Origin of the sequence: Oceaniglobus trochenteri, from assembly GCF_020529025.1 — a bacterium.
GTDB classification, from domain to species: domain Bacteria; phylum Pseudomonadota; class Alphaproteobacteria; order Rhodobacterales; family Rhodobacteraceae; genus Oceaniglobus; species Oceaniglobus trochenteri.
The window spans coordinates 83,441-102,595 of record NZ_JACNMM010000009.1; the positions used below are offsets into that span (position 1 = coordinate 83,441).

A 19,155-nucleotide genomic window follows, 5' to 3' on the forward strand; every position below is an offset into this window, starting at 1 on the left:
GGACCGATGAGTGACAGGATGAACGCCGTCGAGATCAAGGCCCCCGGCGGGCCCGAGGCCCTGCGCCTGGGGCAGCGTCCACTGCCCCGGCCCGGGCAGGGGCAGATTGCCATTCGCCTTCATTACGCGGGGGTGAACCGCCCCGATGCCCTGCAACGGGCGGGCAAATACAACCCGCCCCCCGGCGCCAGCGATCTGCCCGGCCTTGAAGGCGCCGGAGAGGTTGCGGCGGTGGGGCCCGGGGTCACGCGCTGGTCGGTGGGGGACCGGGTCTGCGCCCTGCTGCCTGGCGGCGGATATGCCGAACAGGTGGTCTGCAACGCCGATCACGCCCTGCCGGTGCCCGAGGGGCTGGACATGAAACAGGCCGCCTGCCTGCCCGAAACCTTCTTCACCGTCTGGTCCAACGTCTTCATGCGTGGCGGCCTGCAGGCCGGAGAGCGCTTTCTGGTCCATGGTGGCAGCTCGGGCATTGGCACGACGGCGATCCAGCTGGCCCATACGCGGGGCGCACGGGTGTTCACGACGGCCGGATCGGCCGAAAAATGCGCGGCTTGCCGTGAACTGGGGGCCGAGGTGGCCCTGAACTATCGCGAGGAGGATTTCGTCGAGGTTTTGCGCGAGGCGGGCGGCGCACATCTGATCCTCGACATGGTGGGGGGCAGCTATCTGCCGCGCAATGTCAAGGCGCTGGCCGATGACGGGCGACTGGTGCAGATTGCGTTTCTGACCGGCCCGAAGGTGGAACTCAACTTTGCCGAGGTGATGATGCGCCGGCTGACCATCACCGGCTCCACCCTGCGCCCGCAGTCGGACCTGGCCAAGGCAAGGATCGCCCGGGCACTGGAACGCGAGGTCTGGCCGCTGCTGGCGGCCGGGCGCATCGCGCCGGTCATGGACAGCGAATTTCCCCTGGCCGAGGCCGCGAAGGCCCATGAACGCATGGAAAGCAGCGCCCATATCGGCAAGATCGTGCTGCGCATCGCGGGCTGAGACACCCCCGACCCAACTCCAACGAAAGGCAGTAAATGAGCGGACTTATCGCGCTTCTGGACGACGTGGCAGCCATCGCCAAGGTGGCGGCGGCCTCGGTCGATGATGTGATCGGACAGGCGATGAAGGTATCGTCCAAGGCGGCGGGTGCCGTGATCGACGATGCGGCGGTGACGCCCAAGTATGTTCACGGATTCGCCGCGGCCCGCGAATTGCCCATCGTCTGGAACATCGCCAAGGGATCGTTGTTCAACAAGCTGGTGATCCTGTTGCCGGCGGCCCTGCTGCTGTCGCAGTTCGCGCCCTGGGCCATCGCGCCGCTGCTGATGCTGGGCGGGGCCTACCTGTGCTTTGAAGGGGCCGAGAAGGTCTGGCACGTGGTCAACCCCGCCGATCACCACACCGAAGACCTGGTGGCCGAAAAGATGAACAAGGCCCAGCTGGAAGAAACGAAGGTGCGGGGCGCCATCAAGACCGACTTCATCCTGTCGGCCGAGATCATGACGATCATCCTTTCCGCCCTGCCCACAGATATCGGGATATGGCAGACGGCGGGCGCCCTGGCGGTTGCGGCGGTGATCATCACGCTGACGGTTTATGGTGCGGTCGGGCTGATCGTGAAGGCCGACGACGTGGGCCTGGCCATGGCCGCCAAGGGGCGGTTGCAGGCCACCCGGGCCATCGGGCGGGCGGTGGTGCGCGGGATGCCGGGCTTCCTGACGCTTCTGGTGATCGTCGGCACGGCGGCGATGATCTGGGTCGGCGGGCAGATCATCGTGCACGGCACCCATGTGCTGGGCTGGCACGCCCCGCAGGAGATCATCCACGACCTGGCGCTGAAGGCGGTCGCTGTTGTGGGCACCGCGCCGGGGGCGGTGGAATGGATCGTCACCGCATTCCTTGATGGCGTGGTGGGCCTGATGATCGGGGCAGTCCTGATCCCGCTGGTCACCTACATGCTGATGCCGCTGGCGGGCCTGTTCCGCCGGGGCTGATGGCTTAGGGGATCGGGGCGAAAAGCGCGTCCGTCAGCGTGCAATCCCGGATCACGTCTCGCCCGCAGGGCATGGGCGCAAGATCCTTGCCAAGGCAGATGCGGGCCTCCTGGATGCGGCCCGCCTTGCAGGTGATGGTCAGGCCATCCGCCGAAAGGGCGGGGTTTTCTTCAAGGAAGGCCTCTTCGATGACCGAGGCGGGCAGTTTCACCGCGCGTTCCAGCCTGCGCAACACGGCGGGCCGCGTGACGGCGTCATAGGCCCGGCGCGCGGTGGCGAAGTAGTCGTCGGCCGAAAGCCCGGCGCAGCGGCCGTGCTTCTTCCACTGGTACCAGGCGGCGCCCCCATCGCCCATGATGTCGGCCATGCCCGCCGTCTGTGCGCGCGAGGGATCGCGGGCCGTGGTGCGGCAGTAGCTGGGATAGCCCCGGTGGAACTGAGGCCACAGCCCGTGCAGCACCCAGCCGTTGTCGGCACTGGCCGCGCATTGCGGCGCGCCGCGCGCATCGCCCTCAAGCGCGCACCAGGTGGGCGACCAGGACAGCGACAGAACGTAATAGTCGAAGTCTCCGGCGCGCTCGCCCTCGGCGCGCAGAAGGGTGGGCAACAGCAGGAGCACCAGCAGAATGCGCATTTTCTCTTTTCCTTGGGGCCGAGGAGGACTATATCAGGGCCAACTTCCCCGAAAACGAGGTAAGGGTCCAGCCGGACCAGCCGTTTTCCCCGGACCAAGAGACATGTCCGGTTGCCGCCAAAGGAGACCAGCGATGCAGAAACCGATCATGGCCAAGGCCACCGCCGTCTGGCTGGTGGACAACACGACGCTCACGTTCCGCCAGGTTGCGGATTTTTGCGGGCTTCACGAACTCGAGGTGCAGGGCATCGCCGACGGCGATGTGGCCGCCGGGGTGAAGGGGTTCGACCCCGTCGCCAACAACCAGCTTGAGCAGAGCGAGATCGACAAGGCCGAGAAGGATCCGCTGCACAAGCTGAAGCTGAAGTTCTACGCCGCCGCCGTGGGCGAGGAAAAACGCCGCGGGCCGCGCTATACCCCCCTGTCCAAGCGCCAGGACCGCCCGGCATCCATCCTGTGGCTGGTGAAATTCCACCCTGAACTGAGCGATGGCCAGGTCAGCAAGCTGGTGGGCACCACCAAGCCGACCATCCAGGCGATCCGCGAGCGGACCCACTGGAACATCAACAACATCCAGCCGATCGACCCGGTGGCCCTGGGCCTGTGCAAGCAGTCGGAACTGGACATGGCGGTGCAGAAGGCCAACGCCAAGAAGGCCAAGGAAGGCGGCGTCATGACCGATGACGAGCGCCGCAAGCTGGTGAGCACCGAGCAGAGCCTGGGGATGGACCCCGAGCCCCGGATGCCCACGGCGATTGCCGGGCTTGAGACCTTCTCGCTTTCGGGCAACGACGACGAGGACGAGAAGGAAAAGGATCTGCCGGATGCCGACAGCTTCTTCAACCTGCCCGACAACGACGAGGACGACGACGACAGGGACTGAGCCACGAGGGCGGGAGGACGGCGCTCGGCTGCGCCATCGCCCCGCCCACCCTCCCTCGCGGGGGGCTTTTTCCCCGGCCGGCCACCCTTGAACCGGTCCGGCAATGTCTCTATGTAACCCCTTGAGAGGTTGGCGCGGGCAGGCGCCTCGCCAACCCGGTCAGGTCCGGAAGGAAGCAGCCGTAACGAGCCCCGCTTGGGTCGTTGTCCAGCCTCTCACCCTTTGTTTTGCTGTTCCTGAGGAGGGCGCTTGATGACCGTTATCGCAACCCTCCGGCGGGCCGGGGCCTGATCCGCCAGGCCCTGCCGCTGATTCGGACGCTGCGCCGCGAAACGCCGCGTGGCCGCTTTTTTCTGCAAAGCAAGGCATTCCCGTGACGGATTCACCGATCACCCTGGCCGATCTTGGATGGTCGGCGCATTTTTCATCCCAGCTTGATATCGACGAATATGCCACTCTGGCCCCCGCCCGCATCACCTCGGTCCAGCGCGACAGCGTTGTCGGCCTGGGCGAGGCGGGGGCGCGAACGCTGATCCTGCCCTCGGACGAAAGCGCCGGGGACTATGCCGTGGGCGACTGGGTGCTGGTTGACCCGGACGTGGGGCGGATCCTGCGCCGGTTGGAGCGGCATTCCCTGTTGCAGCGGCGTGCGGCCGGCACCGGGCGCGAGGTGCAGCTGATCGCCGCCAATATCGACACGCTGTTCATCGTCAGTTCCTGCAACGCCGATTTCAACCCGGCACGGTTGGAGCGGTATCTTGTCCTTGCGGCCGAGGCGGGCGTGGCGCCGGTGATCCTTCTGACCAAGGCCGACCTGGCAGACGAGGCCGAGGATTACATCGCGCGCGCGCGGGCGCTGGCCGGCAACGTGCCGGTCGAGGCGCTGAACGCCAAGGGCGGCGATGTCGTGGCGCGGCTTTCGCCCTGGCTGGGGCGGGGGCGGACGGGGGCGCTTCTGGGTAGTTCGGGCGTAGGGAAGACCACCATTCTGAATGCGCTGACCGCGGGCGGTGCGGCCACGGGCGAAATCCGCGAGGATGACGCCAAGGGCCGCCACACCACCACCGCCCGGGGGCTTTTCGCGGCCCATGGCGGCAGCTGGCTGGTGGATACGCCGGGAATGCGGGCGATCCGGCTGTCGGATGTGGCCGAAGGGATCGACGTTGTCTTCGCCGACCTGGTGGAGCTTGCGGCGGATTGCCGGTTCTCGGACTGCGCCCACGACCGCGAGCCGGGCTGCGCGGTTCAGGCCGCCATCGCCGCCGGGCAGATCGATGCCGACCGGCTGTCGCGTTGGCAGAAGCTGGCGCGCGAGGAGCAGCACAACAGTGCCAGCCTGCACGAAAGCCGCCGGCGCGACCGGTCGCTGAACAAGATGTACCGCGAGGGCAAGGCGAACCGCCGCCGCAAGGAAGGGCTTTAGCCCGTCAACCGCCTGGCGTCTGCGTGACCGGCCCGTCGGGCGGCGTGTACCCGCCCGGGGGCCAGATCAGGTGCTGCACCCACGACCAGATCAGCACAACGGCGATGAATGCGACCAGCAGCAGGGCCAGGCACAATGGCAACCACGCCAGGCGACGCAGAGCCGGGCCAACGCCCTGGCGTATCCAGAACAGGCAAAGCGCCAGCCCGCCCGCCAGAACCTGCCAGCCCAGAAAGGTGGTGATGCGGTTCAGCCCGCCCGTGAACCCGTCGCCGGTGGGTGCGATCAGCCACAGCCCGGCCACGGACCATAGCCAGACCGTCGCCCATAGGACGAAGAGCAGAAGAAAGACGTTCCTGTGCGCCATGGCAAAGCATCGCACAGCGGGGCGCAGGGGCCAATCCGGTTGGGGCCAATGGCGACGGCGGCGCGGTTCGTGATACCGCGCCGCCGCTGTCGTCTTCTAGGGGGTGGCGCCCTCGGTCACCTGGCTGGGGAAGCGCGCGGCCCAATCGGCCAGGAAGGCGCGCATCGCGGGGGCTCCGGCCATGTCGACGGTACGCCGGGGCAGGGAAAGGCCATGTTCCAGCGCCAGCCGCGCGCAGGCGACGTGATCGGCGCCCGCCCTCTGCGGTGCATGTTCCGAGCCATGGATGATCGTGCCCAGAAGGCTGCCGCCGTGATCGTTCCGGTGCTCCAGGTCGGGCCGAAGCGACAGGAAATAGGCCAGCAGCTCGGCGTTGCCCGCCCAGCCGGCGCCTTGCACCGGTGTGACCCCCATGGCGGCGGGGCGGTCGTATTCCAGCCCCAGCGCCACTAGCCGTTCGATATGCCCCCGCGTGTCGGGCAGCATGACAAGATCGGCGATCAGGTTGCGGTATTCCTCGGGCAGGGTGGCCGGATCGAGGAAGGTGCCGGGGGTGGCTTCGCCCTCGGCCGCGCGGGCCAGAAGGGTTTCGGTTTCCGACAGGCTGACCTCGCCCCCGGCTTTGGCGATCCGTTCGGCGGCCTGCCCATTGCCCATGACCCGCGCCAGCGCATAGGCCGAGCAGGCCCGCCAGCGCGCCGAGGGGTCGGCCCCGGCCTCAAGCAGAAGCTGCACCATCGCGCCGTCGTTCATCCGCCGCGCGGCATGGCAAAGCGCGGGGATCGTGCCTGCGCCGTCATCGGGGGTGGCGCCCGCATTCAGCAGCATGCGCACCGCCTCGTGGTCGTTGAAATCCATGGCGCGGGGCAGGGCGTTGGTGCCCTTCGGATCGGCCCCCTTGGACAACAACAGGCGCAGCCCCGCGTGGCGGCCCGGCTCGGTCGCATGATAGAGCGTTTCGCCGTCGTCGGGGTTGGCGCCATGCTCCAGTAGCCATTCGGCCAGCGGCAGGTTGTCGGCATGGCACAGGGCGCCGTAGAGCACCGAAAGCCGCCCCTGCGGATGGTCGGCAGCGTCGTTCACATCGGCACCGTGCCGGACCAGAAGCCCGGCAATCTCCAGCATGTCCTCGCGCAGATCGGGGCGAAGCTGGTGATAGCGCGAAAACGCAAGGTGCGCGATGGGGCGGCGCGGGCCGAAGGCGCGTGTGGCGGCGGCCGGATCGTTCCACAGGGCCGCGCGCACCGCCTGAACATCGTAAAGCGCGATCTCCAGCCCCAAGAGGCCGCGCGCAAGGTCGGGGGTGTCGGACAGAAGCTGTTGGGTGACGTGGTTCTGTCCCTGAAAAAGCGCGATCTTCAGCCGCTGCTGTTTGGCGGCGCGGTCCAGACCTTCGGTTTCTGCGGCGGTTTTCAGGCGTGGCCAGCTGTCAAAGCTGGCTTCGTTGGCGATGACGTGCAGGAAATCGGCACGTTTCAGCGGCGCGGGGGCATCGCCCAGAACCTCGCGCACCCGGGCGGCGGCGGCACTGTCGCCCGCACCATAGGCGCGTTTCAAAAGGGTGGCCTTGCGGCGCAGTTCATCAAGGGAGGGCATCGGGGTTTCCTCTGACAATGCCCGACGATCCGCTGTGACCGGGCCAGAAAAAACCTGAAGAAGGGTCGTTCCGTGCAATGTCGGGGGGCCGTCAGGCTTTCCGCGGATCAGGGTGCAGCCCCGTGCTGCGGCTTTTATTTTAGCTTGCATCGGTGGCGCGGGGCAAGCCTATGTTGAGGGATGAGCGACAAAAGCACCGACCTGGCCGAAGATCGTACCGATTTTGCCGAAGACCGCACGGATTGGGCCGAGGATCGCACGGTTCTGGCCAATGAACGCACCTTCGCAGGCTGGATGCGCACGGCCATGGCCTGTATCGCCATCGCTCTGGGGCTCAGGGCCATCTTCGGCGATGCCGACCTGTGGTTTCATCCCGCGCGCATTGTCGCCACGCTGTTTTGCGGCATCGCGGTGGTGATCGTATGGATCGCGCAACGCAAGAGCGCGGCCACCCAGGCGCGGATGAACGCCCATGCCACCCGCCCCATAACCGAACGCAGCATGACCTTGCTGGCCTGGCTTCTGACGCTGGGATGCCTTGGCACGGCGGCGCTGCTCTGGATCATCTGAGCGCGCCCCGTTTACGCCGCCCCCGCCCTTGCCTAAGTTACAGCCGCAGACCCCGCCCCCGAATCCCCGGAGCCCCATGTCAGACGCCCCCGCCTATCGCGTGCTTGCCCGCAAATACCGCCCCGAAACCTTTGCCGACCTGATCGGCCAGGATGCCATGGTGCGCACGCTGAAGAACGCGTTCGAGGCCGACCGCATCGCCCAGGCCTTCATCATGACCGGCATCCGCGGCACGGGAAAGACGACGACGGCGCGGATCATCGCCAAGGGCATGAATTGCATCGGCCCCGATGGCAATGGTGGCCCCACCACCACGCCCTGCGGCCAGTGCAAGCCCTGCAAGGGCATCGCCGAGGGGCGGTTCTTCGACGTGCTGGAAATCGATGCCGCGTCCTCTACCGGGGTGGAAAACGTGCGCGAGCTGAACGCCATGGCCAATACCCGGCCTGCCGAGGGGCGCTACAAGATCTTCATCATCGACGAAGTTCACATGCTGTCGACGGCGGCCTTCAACGCGCTTCTGAAGACCCTGGAAGAACCCCCCGCCCATACGAAATTCATCATGGCCACCACCGAGATCCGCAAGGTGCCGGTGACCGTGCTCAGCCGCTGCCAGCGGTTCGATCTGCGCCGGATCGAACCCGAGGTGATGATCGCGCACCTGAAGAAGATCGCCGGGCTGGAACAGGCCGAGATCGCCGAGGATGCGCTGGCTCTCATCACGCGCGCCGCCGAAGGGTCGGTGCGCGATGCCATGTCGCTGCTGGATCAGGCCATCGCCCATGGCGCGGGCGAAACCACCGCCGAACAGGTGCGCGCCATGCTGGGGCTGGCCGACCGGGGGCGCGTGCTGGATCTGTTCGACATGATCCTTGCGGGCGATGCCGCGGGCGCGCTGACCGAGCTGGGGGCGCAGTATTCCGACGGCGCCGATCCCATGGCGGTTCTGCGCGACCTGGCCGAGATCACCCACTGGATCAGCGTCATCAAGATCACCCCCGAGGCGGGCGAAGACCCCACCATCGGCCCCGACGAAAGGGCGCGGGGCATGATGATGGCCGAAAAGCTGCCGATGCGGGTGCTGACGCGGATGTGGCAGATGCTGCTGAAGGCCATCGAAGAGGTGGGGCAGGCGCCGGGGGCGATGATGGCCGCCGAGATGGCCGTGATCCGCCTGACCCATGTGGCCGACCTGCCCAGCCCCGAAGACCTGTTGCGCAAGCTGCAGGATACGCCGCGCCCGCCCGCGCCAACGGGTGGTTCCGGCGGGGGCGGCGGGGCTTCGGCGGGGGGCGGTGGCGGTGTGGCCCGGTCCGCCGCGCCGCGCAACGGCGGTGCACGCGGTGGCGCCGCGACGGCGCTGGCGACACAGACGGAAACCGCGCTGGCCCGGTTCACCAGCTTTGACAGCATCGTCGAACTGATCCGCGCCAACCGCGATGCGAAGCTGCTGATCGAGGTCGAGACCTGCGTGCAACTGGCGGGCTATTCGCCCGGACGGATCGAATTCGTGCCCACCGGCAACGCGCCGCGCGACCTGGCCGCGCGGCTGGCCCAGCGGTTGCAGCTTTGGACCGGGGCACGCTGGGCCGTCACGCTGGTGAACGAAGGCGGCGCGCCCACCATCGCCGCCCTGCGCGACGCGGCCGAGAACGACCTGCGCGCCAAGGCCCACGCCCACCCCCTGATGCAGGCGGTCCTGCTGGCCTTTCCCAAGGCCGAGATCACCGAAATCCGCACCCCCGAGGCGATGAAGGCCGAGGCCGCCGAGGAGGCCCTGCCCGAGGTGGACGAGGAATGGGACCCGTTCGAGGACGACTGATGCACGAGGTTCACCCGGCCCAAGGCCGGGACATCGACGACCTGGTGCGCCTGCATGCCGTTCTGCAGGACTGGCACGCGCGCCATTACCCCAAGGTGTTCAAACCCGCCCCCGACAACATGGACGGCTTCTTCACCGATATCCTGCGGGATCCCGATTGCCGGATCTGGCTTTCGGCGGCGGGCGATGGCGTCGCCTGCGGTTACCTTTTCGCGCGGATCGCCACGCGGGGGGAAAGCGCCTTTGCCCATGCCCGCAAGCGCCTGATGATCGAACATATCGCGGTTGCGGGGGGCACCCGTCGCCAGGGCCACGGTGCCGCGCTGATCGCCGCGGCCCGGGCCGAGGCGCTGCGCGAGGGCTGCGACGAACTGACCCTCGACACCTGGGCGGAAAATACCGGTGCCCAGGCCTTCTTTCGCTCCATGGGGCTGTTGCCGCAACGTCTGTGGTTTGCGCAAAGCTTGTAGGCGGGGGCCATGGCGCGTATCTCTTGCGCAGACACATCCAGATGGAGAGATGACATGCTGAAGGGCCTTGGCGGATTGGGCGACATGGGCAAGATGATGAAGGCTGCCCAGGAAATGCAGGGCAAGATGGCCGAGCTTCAGGAAGAGCTTGAGACCACCATGGTGACCGGTGAATCCGGTGCCGGGCTGGTCAAGGCGACGGCAACCGCCAAGGGCGTTCTGACCGCGCTGGACATCGACCCTTCGATCTTCAACGCCGACGAAAAGGAAGTCGTCGAAGACCTGATCCTGGCCGCCATCAAGGACGCCCAGCAGCGCGCGGCGGCGAAATCCCAGGAAGAGATGAGCAAGCTGACCGAGGGTCTGGGCCTGCCCGCGGGCATGAAGCTGCCGTTCTGAGCCGCCTTGCCGCATCTTCGTTGCAAAAACGGTTACGGCGCCAGCGGTGCCGGGGGCGCTGAGTCATGAGCAAGGCGCCTTCGGACATCGATGCGCTGATCGAGCTGATGGCGCGTCTGCCGGGCCTTGGCCCGCGTTCGGCGCGGCGCGCGGTGCTGCACCTGATCAAGAAGCGCGGCCAGCTTCTGGGCCCGCTGGCCCTGGCCATGCAGAAGGTGGGCGACACGGCGCGCGAATGCCTGAGTTGCGGCAACATCGGCACCGGCGATCTTTGCCCCATCTGCACCGACCCGGCCCGTGCCACCGGTGAAATCTGCGTGGTCGAGGATGTGGCCGATCTTTGGGCGATGGAGCGCAGCCAGGTGTTCAAGGGCCGCTATCACGTTCTGGGCGGTACGCTGTCGGCGCTGGATGCCATCGGCCCCGAGGATCTGCACATTCCCCGCCTGATCGACCGGGTCAGCCGCGAAGGCGTGCGCGAGTTGATCCTGGCGCTGAATGCTACGGTCGATGGCCAGACCACCGCCCATTACATCGCCGAACAGGTCGAAGGCGCGGGCGTGGCCGTGACTTCGCTTGCGCAGGGCGTGCCCATCGGTGGCGAGCTGGATTACCTGGACGACGGCACCATCACCGCCGCCCTGCGGGCGCGGCGGGCGTTCTGACCCGTCAGTGCCCGGATGAGCGGCGCGCGATGAGGGTGGGCGCGGGCGGTTGCGCCCCGTCCCCCGCCCGGCCATCCAGCGTGGCGATCAACAGGTCGACGGCCAGCGTGGCGATATCATCGAGATGCAGATCGACCGCCGTCAGGGGCGGTTCGGCCAGCTTGGCGCGCGATCCGTCGTAGCGCGTGGCCAGCCGCAGTTTGCCGGGCACCTCGCGCCCGGCGGTGCGGGCGGCCGTCACCGCGCCCGAGGCAAAGGCATCGACCGGCACGAAAAGCGCGTCGATTTCAGGGTGATCCGCCAGAAGGGCGGCACAGCGGCCTTCGGCCTCGGGTTCGCCCCCGGCCTCGTCTATGCGCAGCAGGATCTCGGGCATGTTGCGCGCGGTGCAGAAAGCGGCATAGGCGGCCTCGGTCTTCAGATAGGAATTGCGCCGCTGGGCGCCAGTCACCAGCGCGATGCGGTTGGCGCCCGAGTCGCGCAGGTGGCCAAGCACCATCAGCGCCGTCTGGTGCGACCGCAGATCGACAAAGGGGATGTCATCGCGCCCCGGCACCCGGCCGATCGACACCACGGGAATGCCACTGGAGCAGTAGCGTTCGACCATCGGATCATCACGGAAGGGTTCGACAAGAATCGCGCCATCCATCGCCAGGGCCTGGGGGCCGGTATCGGCTGCAATCGGGGGAAAGAGGCACAGCGCCTGATTGCGGGTGAGGGAGGCCACGGCCGCCGCCGCCGCGATTTCCATGAAGAAGCCCAGCCGCGATGGCCCCGCCGCAATCGAGAAGGGCATGGAGGAGGCAAGCGCGATCATGCCCGTCCGTCCGGTGCGCAGCGATTGCGCCGACCTGTTCGGGCGGTAGCCGATCTGTTGCGCCAGTTCCTTGATCTTCCGGCATGTTTCGGGGTCCACATGGCGGCGCCCGCTGAAGGCGTGCGACACGGTGGTCTTTGAAACTCCGGCCAGCCGGGCAAGATCGCTGATTGTCGGTCTGCTCATCCGGCCCCGATACCATGAACCCCTTCGGCCGCCACGGCGAAAAGTTAGCAAACCGATTTGTGCGAATCAATAATCATGATACAGAACCATAATGCAAACCGATTTGCAGCAGCCCGCTGTGACTGGCTGGGGATAAAGGCCCACCGGCACAGGCGGGCGATAAACGGGAGGATGAGATGACCATGACCGATGAAACCCGCGACCCGACGGACGAGGTGCTGCCGCTGCGCAGTCTTGTCCTGTTCGGCCTGCAACATGTCCTGGTGATGGCGGCCTCGCCGATCACTGCCGTCTTTCTGGTGGCCAAGGCGCTGAACTTCGACGATGCCGTCACCGTTTCGCTGATCAGCGCAACCTTCCTGATCTGCGGCTTCGGCACCATCCTGCAAAGCTTTGGCCCGGCGGGTTTCGGCGCGCGGCTGCCCTTCATCATGGTGCCCGGCGGCGCGCCCATCGCGATCTTCCTGGCGATCGCCATGCAGACCGATGTGCAGACGGCTGTCGGCGCGGTGATCATGACGGCTGTGTTCTATTTCATCGCCCTGCCGGTGTTCCGGCGGCTGTTGACCTATTTCCCGCCCATCGTCGTTGGCACCATGCTTCTTTTAGTGTCGGTCAACCTGGTGCGCATCTATGGCGGTACCATCACCGGTCGCCCGGGAACCGAGGGGTTCGCCGACCCTCTGAACATCGGTCTTGCCCTGGCCACCATCGTGCTGACGGTTCTTTTCGCGCGGTTCTTCACCGGCACGCTTCAGCGCCTGGCGGTGATGCTGGGCCTTGTGGGGGGCACGGTTCTGGCCCTGCTGGTCGGGCAGGTCGATATGTCCGGGGTTCTGGATGGGCCTGTCGTCGCCGTTCCGCAGCTGTTTCCCTTCGGGATGCCTACCTTCAACCTGCTGGCGGCCCTGCCGCTGATCATCTTCTCGATCATCTCGATGGCCGAAGCGACGGGCCAGACCGTTGCGACCGCCGAGATCGTGGGTCGGCGCGGCGATGCCCATGCCCTGGTGCCAAAGACGATCAGGGGCGATGCGCTGACCTCGTTGATCGGCGGGATGTTCGGCACCTCGCTGATCATCACTTCGGGCGAGAATATCGGGATCGTGCGGGCCACCAACGTGAAATCGCGTTTCGTGACGGCGGCGGCCGGTGTGATCCTGGTGATCATTGCGCTGATCGCCCCCATCGGGCGGCTGGCCTCTGCGCTGCTGGGGCCTGTCATCGGCGGGACCGCCGTGATCGTCTTCGCCATCATCGGTGTGATCGGGATCGACCTGCTGCGCCGCGTCGATCTGCGCGACCATGGTCACATGTTCACCCTGGCCTCGGCCCTGTCCATGGGCCTGCTGCCGATCCTGGTTCCCGGCGTCTATGGCAACTTTCCCCAATGGTCGCAGATGATCCTTGGGAACGGCCTGGCCATGGGCACCATCACGGCGGTGATCGTGAACGCCCTGTTCCGCCACGTCGGCCCCGAAGTGCCCGCGCAGACCGAACTGGCGGTGGCCAAGGCGGAGACGGCGAAATGACGGATCTGAAGGCCATGCTGTCGGGCGGGGGCGACATTCTGTTGTTGCCGGGGCAGCTCTATACCGGGGGCGCATGTCGTGGGAAGATGGGTGTGCTTGTCCGCAAGGGCAGGTACCACGACATCGACGATGCGGCGACGCTGGTGGCGCGATACCCCGAGATAGAGCCGATCCATCTTCCCGATCACCTGTTGATGCCGGGCTTCATCGACAGCCACACCCACCTGACCCAGTCCTTTGGAAAGTCGCTGGTCTTCGGGGAACCGTCGGAGATTTTCCGCCGGATCTGGGTGCCGCTGGAATCCAGCATGGACGAAAGGATGGTGCATCTGTCGGGCAAGCTGGCCGCGCTGGAATGTCTGCGCGGCGGGTTTACCACCGCCGTCGATGCCGGAACCCGCTCGGACGGGTGCATCCATGCCCTGGCGCAGGCGGCGCGCGAAACCGGTCTGCGCACCGTCATCGGCTTCATCTGCAACGATCGGGGCGGTGCCGCGAACATTCCTGAACGGGATGCCATTCTTGACCGCGCGCGCGCCCACCTGGACGATTGGCAGGATGATCCCCTGATCCACCCTTCGCTTGCCATTTCGATTCCCGAGGTGGCCAGCGACGACATGCTGCACGATGTCTCGCAGATGGCGGGGCAGGCGGGGGCGATTTTCCAGACCCATGTCAACGAACACCTTGTCGCTGTCGAACGGTCGCTGGTGGCGCGCGGCCAGCGCCCGATCGAGCATCTTGCCGCCATCGGCGCCCTGGGGCCCCATGCCCTGCTGGCGCATTCCACGCTGATCACGCCGGGCGAGTTGAACCTGCTGCGCGACAGCGGCGCGGCGGTGGCCTATAACCCTGTCGCCAGCCTCTGGAAGGGTAACGCCATCGCCCCGGCCCTGCAGATGGAGGCGCTGGGGGTGCGTTTCGGCCTTGGCACCGACGGGACGCGGGCCGATGGCTTCCGGCTCATGGATGCGGGCGAAAGCCTGCAACGTGCCGGGACAGGGCTGGCCACCGGCGATTCCTCCTGCGGGGGCGGCTGGCTCTGGCTTGAGGCGGCGACAAGCCGCGCTGCCGATTGTGCGGGCCTCTCGAAGGTGACGGGCGCCGTGCAGGAAGGGCTGGCCGCCGATTTCCTGCTGGTCGACCTGGACCGCCCCGAATTCACACCCTCGCATGATCTGGTCTGGGAGCTGGTGCGCTATGGCAACCGCGATCAGATTGACGCGGTCTTCACCGAGGGCCGGCTGCGGATATGGCAGGGCTGGCCGGTGGATTGGGACGCCCGCGCCCTGATGGCCGAGATCCGCGACGTGGCCGACAAGGCCATAGCCGGGGCCGGCATTCAACGCATTCACCCGGTTTCGGCCGATCACAAAAGCAGGTGCGCAGACCGTGACCTTTGAACTGTTCCTGATCCTCTCGGCGGCGGTCTTCGTGGCCGCCTTCGTTCAGGGCGCGATCGGCATCGGCTTTGCGCTGATCGTCGCGCCCATCATCGGGCTGACCCGCCCCGACCTGTTGCCGGTGACGCTGCTTATCCTGATGCTGCCCCTCAACAGCCATGTCGCCTGGCGCGAAAGGGCGCATGTGGATTGGGACGGCGCGAAGTGGATCACCGTCGGGCGCTTTGCGGGTACCTTCGCCGGGCTCTGGCTGCTGGCGGCGCTTTCGGCAGGGCAGCTTGATCTGGCTGTCGGCTGGTTCACCATTCTTGCGGCGGGGGCGGCACTGGTGGCGCGTCCCTTCGACCCGAACCGACCGACATCGCTGGGCGTGGGGCTGTTCACCGGAATCACCGAAACCTCGACCGGGATCGGCGGGCCGCCCCTGGCGCTGCTATACCAACATGCCTCGGGGCCGGTTCTGCGGTCGACCGTGGCGGTCTGTTTCCTGGTGGGCGAGGTGATTTCGCTTGCTGTGCTGGCCTTTGCCGGGCGGATCGGGGCCGATCAGCTTCTGGCGGCGCTGTATCTCTGTCCGGCGGTTCTGGTGGGCAGCGGCCTTTCGCGCCTGACCCACAGCCGGATCGGCGGGCCGGGCCTGCGCCTTGCGGTGCTGGTCTTTGCCATCGTCAGCGGGCTTTTCCTGATCCTGCGCTGACGCGGCGGGCCCCGGCGATGCAGGGCCCGCGCCGTAGCGGTCAGAGTGTCAGGCGGAAGCGGGCGAAGCCGTCGTCGCCCTGGCCCGCAGGCTCCAGCGTGACGCCGGGCACCTTGTCGGCATAGGCCGCGCCACCGGGACCGGTATCGAAGGTCACCGTGGTGCCGGGCAGCGCCGCGAACACCCAGTTGCCGTCGGCCTTGGGGTTGATGGTGCCCTGTTCGACGATATAGCGCACGATCACGTCGCGGTTGGTGTCGGGGCCCTCGAACACGATGGTGTCGCCCTTGGCGCCCGGAAAATCCCCGCCGCCCGAGGCGCGATAGTTGTTGGTGGCAACAATGAACTCCATGTCGTCGCGCACCGGTTCGCCCTGGTATTTCAGGTCGGTGATCCGCGCCGATTCGGGGTTCAGCGGCGCGCCCTTGGAATCGAAACGCGAGGGCTGTGACAGGTCGATGGCATAGGTCACACCATCCATCACGTCAAAATTGTAGCTGGGGAAGTCGGGGTTCAGCAGCGGCGTATCGGTGCTGCCCGGTTCGATCTGGTTGAACATGCCCGCGCTGCGCTCCAGCCAGCCGCGAAGCTGCGCGCCGTCGATCTTCACTGCCCGGATCGTGTTGGGATAAAGGTAGAGATCGGCAACGTTCTTGATCGCCACGTCCCCCACGGGAACATCGGTGTAATACTCGGGGCCGCCGCGCCCGCCCGCCTTGAAGGGGGCCGCCGCCGAAAGGATCGGCAGGCCTTCGTATTCGGTGCCCGCCATCATCTGTTTGATGTACCAGGTCTGGGCCTGGCTGACGATCTGGACCGACGGATCGTCGGCCACCAGGGCGAAATAGCTGTGCAGCGGTGCCGCGGTCTTGCCAACGCCGCGCCGCACATAGGCCAGGGTGGCGTCGTGGTCGGCCTGGGCGGCGGCCAGCACGGTATCGTTGCTTTCCACCAGGGCGCTGACGGAACGGTCTTCGTTGCGCTTGGAGATCGGGCGCGTCTCGCTCATGTGGCTGGCGATGCGCCAGCCCGCGCCGTCACGTTCCAGCATCAGGTCGACAACGCCGAGGTGGCTGCCCCAGAAACCGCCCATGGTGGCGGGCTTGCCGTGCAGCGTTCCCTTTTCGGCGTCGACACCGGGGAAATCGGCATAGTTCGGGCCGGGAAAGACAAGGTGCGAATGGCCCGTCAGGATCGCGTCGATCCCGTCGACAAGGGCAAGCGCGGTCGAGGCGTTCTCCAGCCCCTCCTTGTCGTCCGGCGTGCCGATGCCGGAATGCGACAGGGCGACGATGATGTCGGCCCCCTGTTCCTTCATCACCGGCACCCAGGCGCGGGCGGTGGCGACGATGTCGCGCGTGCTGACCTTGCCCTCAAGATGCTTGCGATCCCAGTTCATGATCTGCGGCGGCACGAACCCGATAAGGCCGATCTTGATCGGGTGCTTTTCACCCGCGCCATCCGTCAGCTCGCGGTCGAGAATGACGAAGGGTGGCAGAAGCGTCTTGTCCTTGGTCGGATCGCTGCCCGCCTCTTTCACCACATTGGCGGAAACCACGGGAAACTTCGCGCCCGCCACCGATTTCATCAGGAAATCGAGGCCATAGTTGAATTCGTGATTGCCCAGGGTGCTGGCATCGAAACCGACCGCGTTCATCGCCGCGATGATCGGGTGCAGGTCGCCCTCTTTCATGCCGCGTTCATAGGCAATGTAATCGCCCATGGGGTTGCCCTGCAGGAAATCGCCGTTGTCCAGCAGCAGGGTGTTGGTGGCCTCGGCGCGGATATCGGCGATATGCGCCGCGGTGCGGGCCAGGCCCACGGTATCCACCGGCTTGTCCGAGTAATAATCGTAAGGGAAAACATGCACATGAAGGTCGGTGGTTTCCATCAGCCGCAGATGCGCCTGGCCGGCCGCGGCATGGGCCGAAAACGGATGCACCAGCACCATGGCGCCCCCGGCGGCCGTGATGTGAAGAAAGGAACGGCGACTCATTCTGGACACTGCATTGAAAGACATCTCGAACTCCTGGAGCGTTGAACGGACATATTGAAAGACATCATGACAGGAATTCCGGAGTTAGGAAACTTTTGACATATCCATCACGGTGAGTGAATGGATTTTAACTCTTGCTTCGGTTGTTTCGCGGATGTTTCTGACAGTGATGCATTTACCGCGCGGTGCTGACGTGGCACGGAATGGGGGATTTGTGCGGAGAGCGGAATGAAGCTGGCAGAGACGGTCACTTTTGGCGGCGGCGGGTTGAACCGGGCCGCGGAATTGCGCGCGGATCCGGCAACCCAGGCGCGGCTCTGGGCCGATCCGGCGGCGCGGGTTCTGCCGATCTGGCGGGGCAAGCCGTTGTTCACGATGGAAAACGGCCGCCAGCTTCCCGGCTGGCTGGGCACCGCGCATCCGGCCCTGGCCGACGCGGGGCCGCCGGTCTTTCTGGGGCTGGACGACGGCCCGCGCTTTGCCGTCGATCTTTCCCTGTGGGAGCCCGAGGCCCTGCCCGACACACTTCACGATTTCTTCGATCCTTCCCAACAGCAGCATCCGGGGTTGCCCGACGACATGGCCTTTGGCGAATTGCGCGGGGTGATGACCGAACTGACAGCGCGCGACGCCGAACTGGTGGCGACCGCAAAGGCGGTTCTGGGATGGCATGTGACACACCGGTTCTGTGCGCGCTGCGGTGCGGAATCGCGGATAACGATGGCGGGCTGGCAGCGTGATTGCGCGGCCTGTGGCGGGCATCACTTTCCGCGCACCGACCCGGTGGTCATCATGCTGATCACGCGGGGCAACTCTGTTTTGCTGGGGCGGTCTCCGGCCTGGCCCGAAGGGATGTTCTCGCTTTTGGCTGGGTTCGTGGAGCCGGGCGAAACCATCGAAGCGGCGGTGCGCCGCGAAGTTTTCGAGGAGGTCGGCGTGACAGTGGGGGCGGTGGAATACCTGGCCTCGCAGCCCTGGCCCTTTCCCGCGTCGCTGATGTTCGGATGCCGTGGCGTGGCGCTGGACGATCAGTTCACCATCGACCCGAACGAGATTGAAGAGGCGCTCTGGCTGACGCGTGAAGAGATGATGCAGGTCTTCGCCGGCGATCATCCGCGCATCCGCCCGCCGCGCAAGGGGGCGATCGCCGGATTCCTGCTCTCGCATTGGGTGGCGGACAGCCTGGATTAGGGCCGGAAAGACGCTTCGCAACGAAAAGGCCACGAAAGCAATGATCGAATTTTCCAACCGCAAGGATATCGAGGCGCCGCAGGATTTCGTCTTTCGGGCGGTCAGCGATTTCACCGCCTTCGAAAGGCAGGCGCTGCGTCGCGGGCTGGAGGTGACACGCACCAGCGGCAATGGCCCCGTCGGGCCCGGGGCAAGCTGGCTGATGAAGATCGATTACCGCAACCAGATCTGGTCGGTGAAGGGCGATATGGTGTCCTTCGATCCGCCGTCGGGCTATGTGATCAGCGGTGGCACCTCGGGGGTGGACCTGGATCTGACGGTCGATCTTCTGGCCCTGTCGCGTGGGGTGACGCGGTTGACCGTGACGCTGGCGCTTGTGCCGCGCACCTTCAAGACGCGGCTTCTGGCGCAATCATTGCGCCTGGCGCGCGCGTCGATCCTGCGGCGCATGGAAAAACGCGTGGCGATCTTTGCCTGCGATACCGAGGACAAGTACCGCGCCACGCTTTAGCGCGG

General features: G+C 66.3%; 19 protein-coding genes and 1 other RNA gene. 15 read left to right on the forward strand and 5 right to left on the reverse strand.

What is annotated here, in order from left to right; translation table 11 throughout:
- The first annotated feature begins 6 nt into the window (after positions 1–6).
- The gene (locus tag H7828_RS16010; protein WP_226782064.1) at positions 7–993 is read left to right on the forward strand and encodes an NAD(P)H-quinone oxidoreductase; all 987 of its coding nucleotides are present in this window, start codon (positions 7–9) and stop codon (positions 991–993) included.
- A gap of 35 nt (positions 994–1,028) precedes the next feature.
- On the forward strand, positions 1,029–1,988 hold the full coding sequence (locus H7828_RS16015) for a DUF808 domain-containing protein (RefSeq protein WP_226782065.1): 960 nt from the start codon (positions 1,029–1,031) through the stop codon (positions 1,986–1,988).
- A 4-nt stretch (positions 1,989–1,992) separates the two neighbouring features.
- Here the strand turns inward: H7828_RS16015 and H7828_RS16020 are convergent, their stop codons facing one another.
- A complete protein-coding gene (locus H7828_RS16020; RefSeq protein ID WP_226782066.1) occupies positions 1,993–2,622 on the reverse strand; it encodes a ribonuclease T2 family protein in 630 nt (209 codons plus the stop codon).
- Between the two features lie 133 nt (positions 2,623–2,755).
- Between H7828_RS16020 and H7828_RS16025 the strand changes: the two genes are divergently transcribed.
- The 3 genes from H7828_RS16025 to rsgA all read left to right on the forward strand — a co-directional run bounded on the left by H7828_RS16025 (position 2,756) and on the right by rsgA (position 4,928).
- Positions 2,756–3,505: a DUF1013 domain-containing protein gene (locus H7828_RS16025; RefSeq protein WP_226782067.1), complete on the forward strand. Its 750-nt coding sequence runs from the start codon at positions 2,756–2,758 to the stop codon at positions 3,503–3,505.
- A 123-nt stretch (positions 3,506–3,628) separates the two neighbouring features.
- An RNA gene (gene ffs, locus H7828_RS16030) (signal recognition particle sRNA small type) lies at positions 3,629–3,725 on the forward strand.
- A 153-nt stretch (positions 3,726–3,878) separates the two neighbouring features.
- Entirely contained in the window at positions 3,879–4,928 is a 1,050-nt protein-coding gene (gene rsgA / locus H7828_RS16035) for a ribosome small subunit-dependent GTPase A (RefSeq protein ID WP_226782068.1), read from the forward strand.
- A 4-nt stretch (positions 4,929–4,932) separates the two neighbouring features.
- On the opposite strand, the gene H7828_RS16040 is transcribed toward rsgA, so the two are convergent.
- Positions 4,933–5,295 carry a hypothetical protein gene (locus tag H7828_RS16040; RefSeq protein ID WP_226782069.1) on the reverse strand — a complete coding sequence of 121 codons (363 nt, stop codon included), beginning with the start codon at positions 5,293–5,295 and terminating at the stop codon, positions 4,933–4,935.
- A 96-nt stretch (positions 5,296–5,391) separates the two neighbouring features.
- On the reverse strand, positions 5,392–6,891 hold the full coding sequence (locus H7828_RS16045) for an ankyrin repeat domain-containing protein (RefSeq protein WP_226782070.1): 1,500 nt from the start codon (positions 6,889–6,891) through the stop codon (positions 5,392–5,394).
- 180 nt (positions 6,892–7,071) lie between these two features.
- Between H7828_RS16045 and H7828_RS16050 the strand changes: the two genes are divergently transcribed.
- From H7828_RS16050 to recR, 5 genes are all read left to right on the forward strand, one after another.
- Positions 7,072–7,461: a YidH family protein gene (locus H7828_RS16050; RefSeq protein WP_226782071.1), complete on the forward strand. Its 390-nt coding sequence runs from the start codon at positions 7,072–7,074 to the stop codon at positions 7,459–7,461.
- A 76-nt stretch (positions 7,462–7,537) separates the two neighbouring features.
- Positions 7,538–9,283 (forward strand): DNA polymerase III subunit gamma/tau, encoded by a 1,746-nt coding sequence (locus H7828_RS16055; protein ID WP_245398752.1) that lies wholly within the window; start codon positions 7,538–7,540, stop codon positions 9,281–9,283.
- Positions 9,283–9,753, forward strand: coding sequence for a GNAT family N-acetyltransferase (locus tag H7828_RS16060; protein WP_226782073.1), 471 nt, complete (start codon positions 9,283–9,285; stop codon positions 9,751–9,753). Before H7828_RS16055 ends, H7828_RS16060 begins: the two co-directional genes overlap by 1 nt.
- A gap of 54 nt (positions 9,754–9,807) precedes the next feature.
- Positions 9,808–10,152, forward strand: a complete 345-nt coding sequence (locus H7828_RS16065) for a YbaB/EbfC family nucleoid-associated protein (protein WP_226782074.1) — start codon at positions 9,808–9,810, stop codon at positions 10,150–10,152.
- 65 nt (positions 10,153–10,217) lie between these two features.
- Positions 10,218–10,817, forward strand: a complete 600-nt coding sequence (gene recR, locus H7828_RS16070) for a recombination mediator RecR (protein ID WP_226782075.1) — start codon at positions 10,218–10,220, stop codon at positions 10,815–10,817.
- 4 nt (positions 10,818–10,821) lie between these two features.
- Here the strand turns inward: recR and H7828_RS16075 are convergent, their stop codons facing one another.
- Positions 10,822–11,820 carry a substrate-binding domain-containing protein gene (locus tag H7828_RS16075; RefSeq protein WP_226782076.1) on the reverse strand — a complete coding sequence of 333 codons (999 nt, stop codon included), beginning with the start codon at positions 11,818–11,820 and terminating at the stop codon, positions 10,822–10,824.
- A gap of 176 nt (positions 11,821–11,996) precedes the next feature.
- Between H7828_RS16075 and H7828_RS16080 the strand changes: the two genes are divergently transcribed.
- From H7828_RS16080 to H7828_RS16090, 3 genes are read left to right on the forward strand one after another with little or no spacing between them, the layout of a single operon-like run.
- Complete coding sequence (locus tag H7828_RS16080) at positions 11,997–13,352, forward strand: uracil-xanthine permease family protein (protein ID WP_226782077.1); 1,356 nt, start codon at positions 11,997–11,999, stop codon at positions 13,350–13,352.
- Entirely contained in the window at positions 13,349–14,755 is a 1,407-nt protein-coding gene (locus tag H7828_RS16085; protein WP_226782078.1) for an amidohydrolase family protein, read from the forward strand. The genes H7828_RS16080 and H7828_RS16085 overlap by 4 nt, the downstream gene beginning before the upstream one ends.
- Positions 14,745–15,452, forward strand: coding sequence for a sulfite exporter TauE/SafE family protein (locus H7828_RS16090; protein WP_226782079.1), 708 nt, complete (start codon positions 14,745–14,747; stop codon positions 15,450–15,452). Before H7828_RS16085 ends, H7828_RS16090 begins: the two co-directional genes overlap by 11 nt.
- 40 nt (positions 15,453–15,492) lie before the next feature.
- On the opposite strand, the gene H7828_RS16095 is transcribed toward H7828_RS16090, so the two are convergent.
- Positions 15,493–17,448, reverse strand: coding sequence for a bifunctional 2',3'-cyclic-nucleotide 2'-phosphodiesterase/3'-nucleotidase (locus H7828_RS16095; RefSeq protein ID WP_425354954.1), 1,956 nt, complete (start codon positions 17,446–17,448; stop codon positions 15,493–15,495).
- A 228-nt stretch (positions 17,449–17,676) separates the two neighbouring features.
- On the opposite strand from H7828_RS16095, the gene nudC reads away from it, so the two are divergent.
- Together nudC and H7828_RS16105 are read left to right on the forward strand one after the other, a co-directional pair.
- Positions 17,677–18,639 carry an NAD(+) diphosphatase gene (nudC, locus tag H7828_RS16100; RefSeq protein ID WP_226782081.1) on the forward strand — a complete coding sequence of 321 codons (963 nt, stop codon included), beginning with the start codon at positions 17,677–17,679 and terminating at the stop codon, positions 18,637–18,639.
- A 40-nt stretch (positions 18,640–18,679) separates the two neighbouring features.
- Positions 18,680–19,150 (forward strand): SRPBCC family protein, encoded by a 471-nt coding sequence (locus H7828_RS16105; RefSeq protein ID WP_226782082.1) that lies wholly within the window; start codon positions 18,680–18,682, stop codon positions 19,148–19,150.
- Positions 19,151–19,155: the final 5 nt, after the last annotated feature.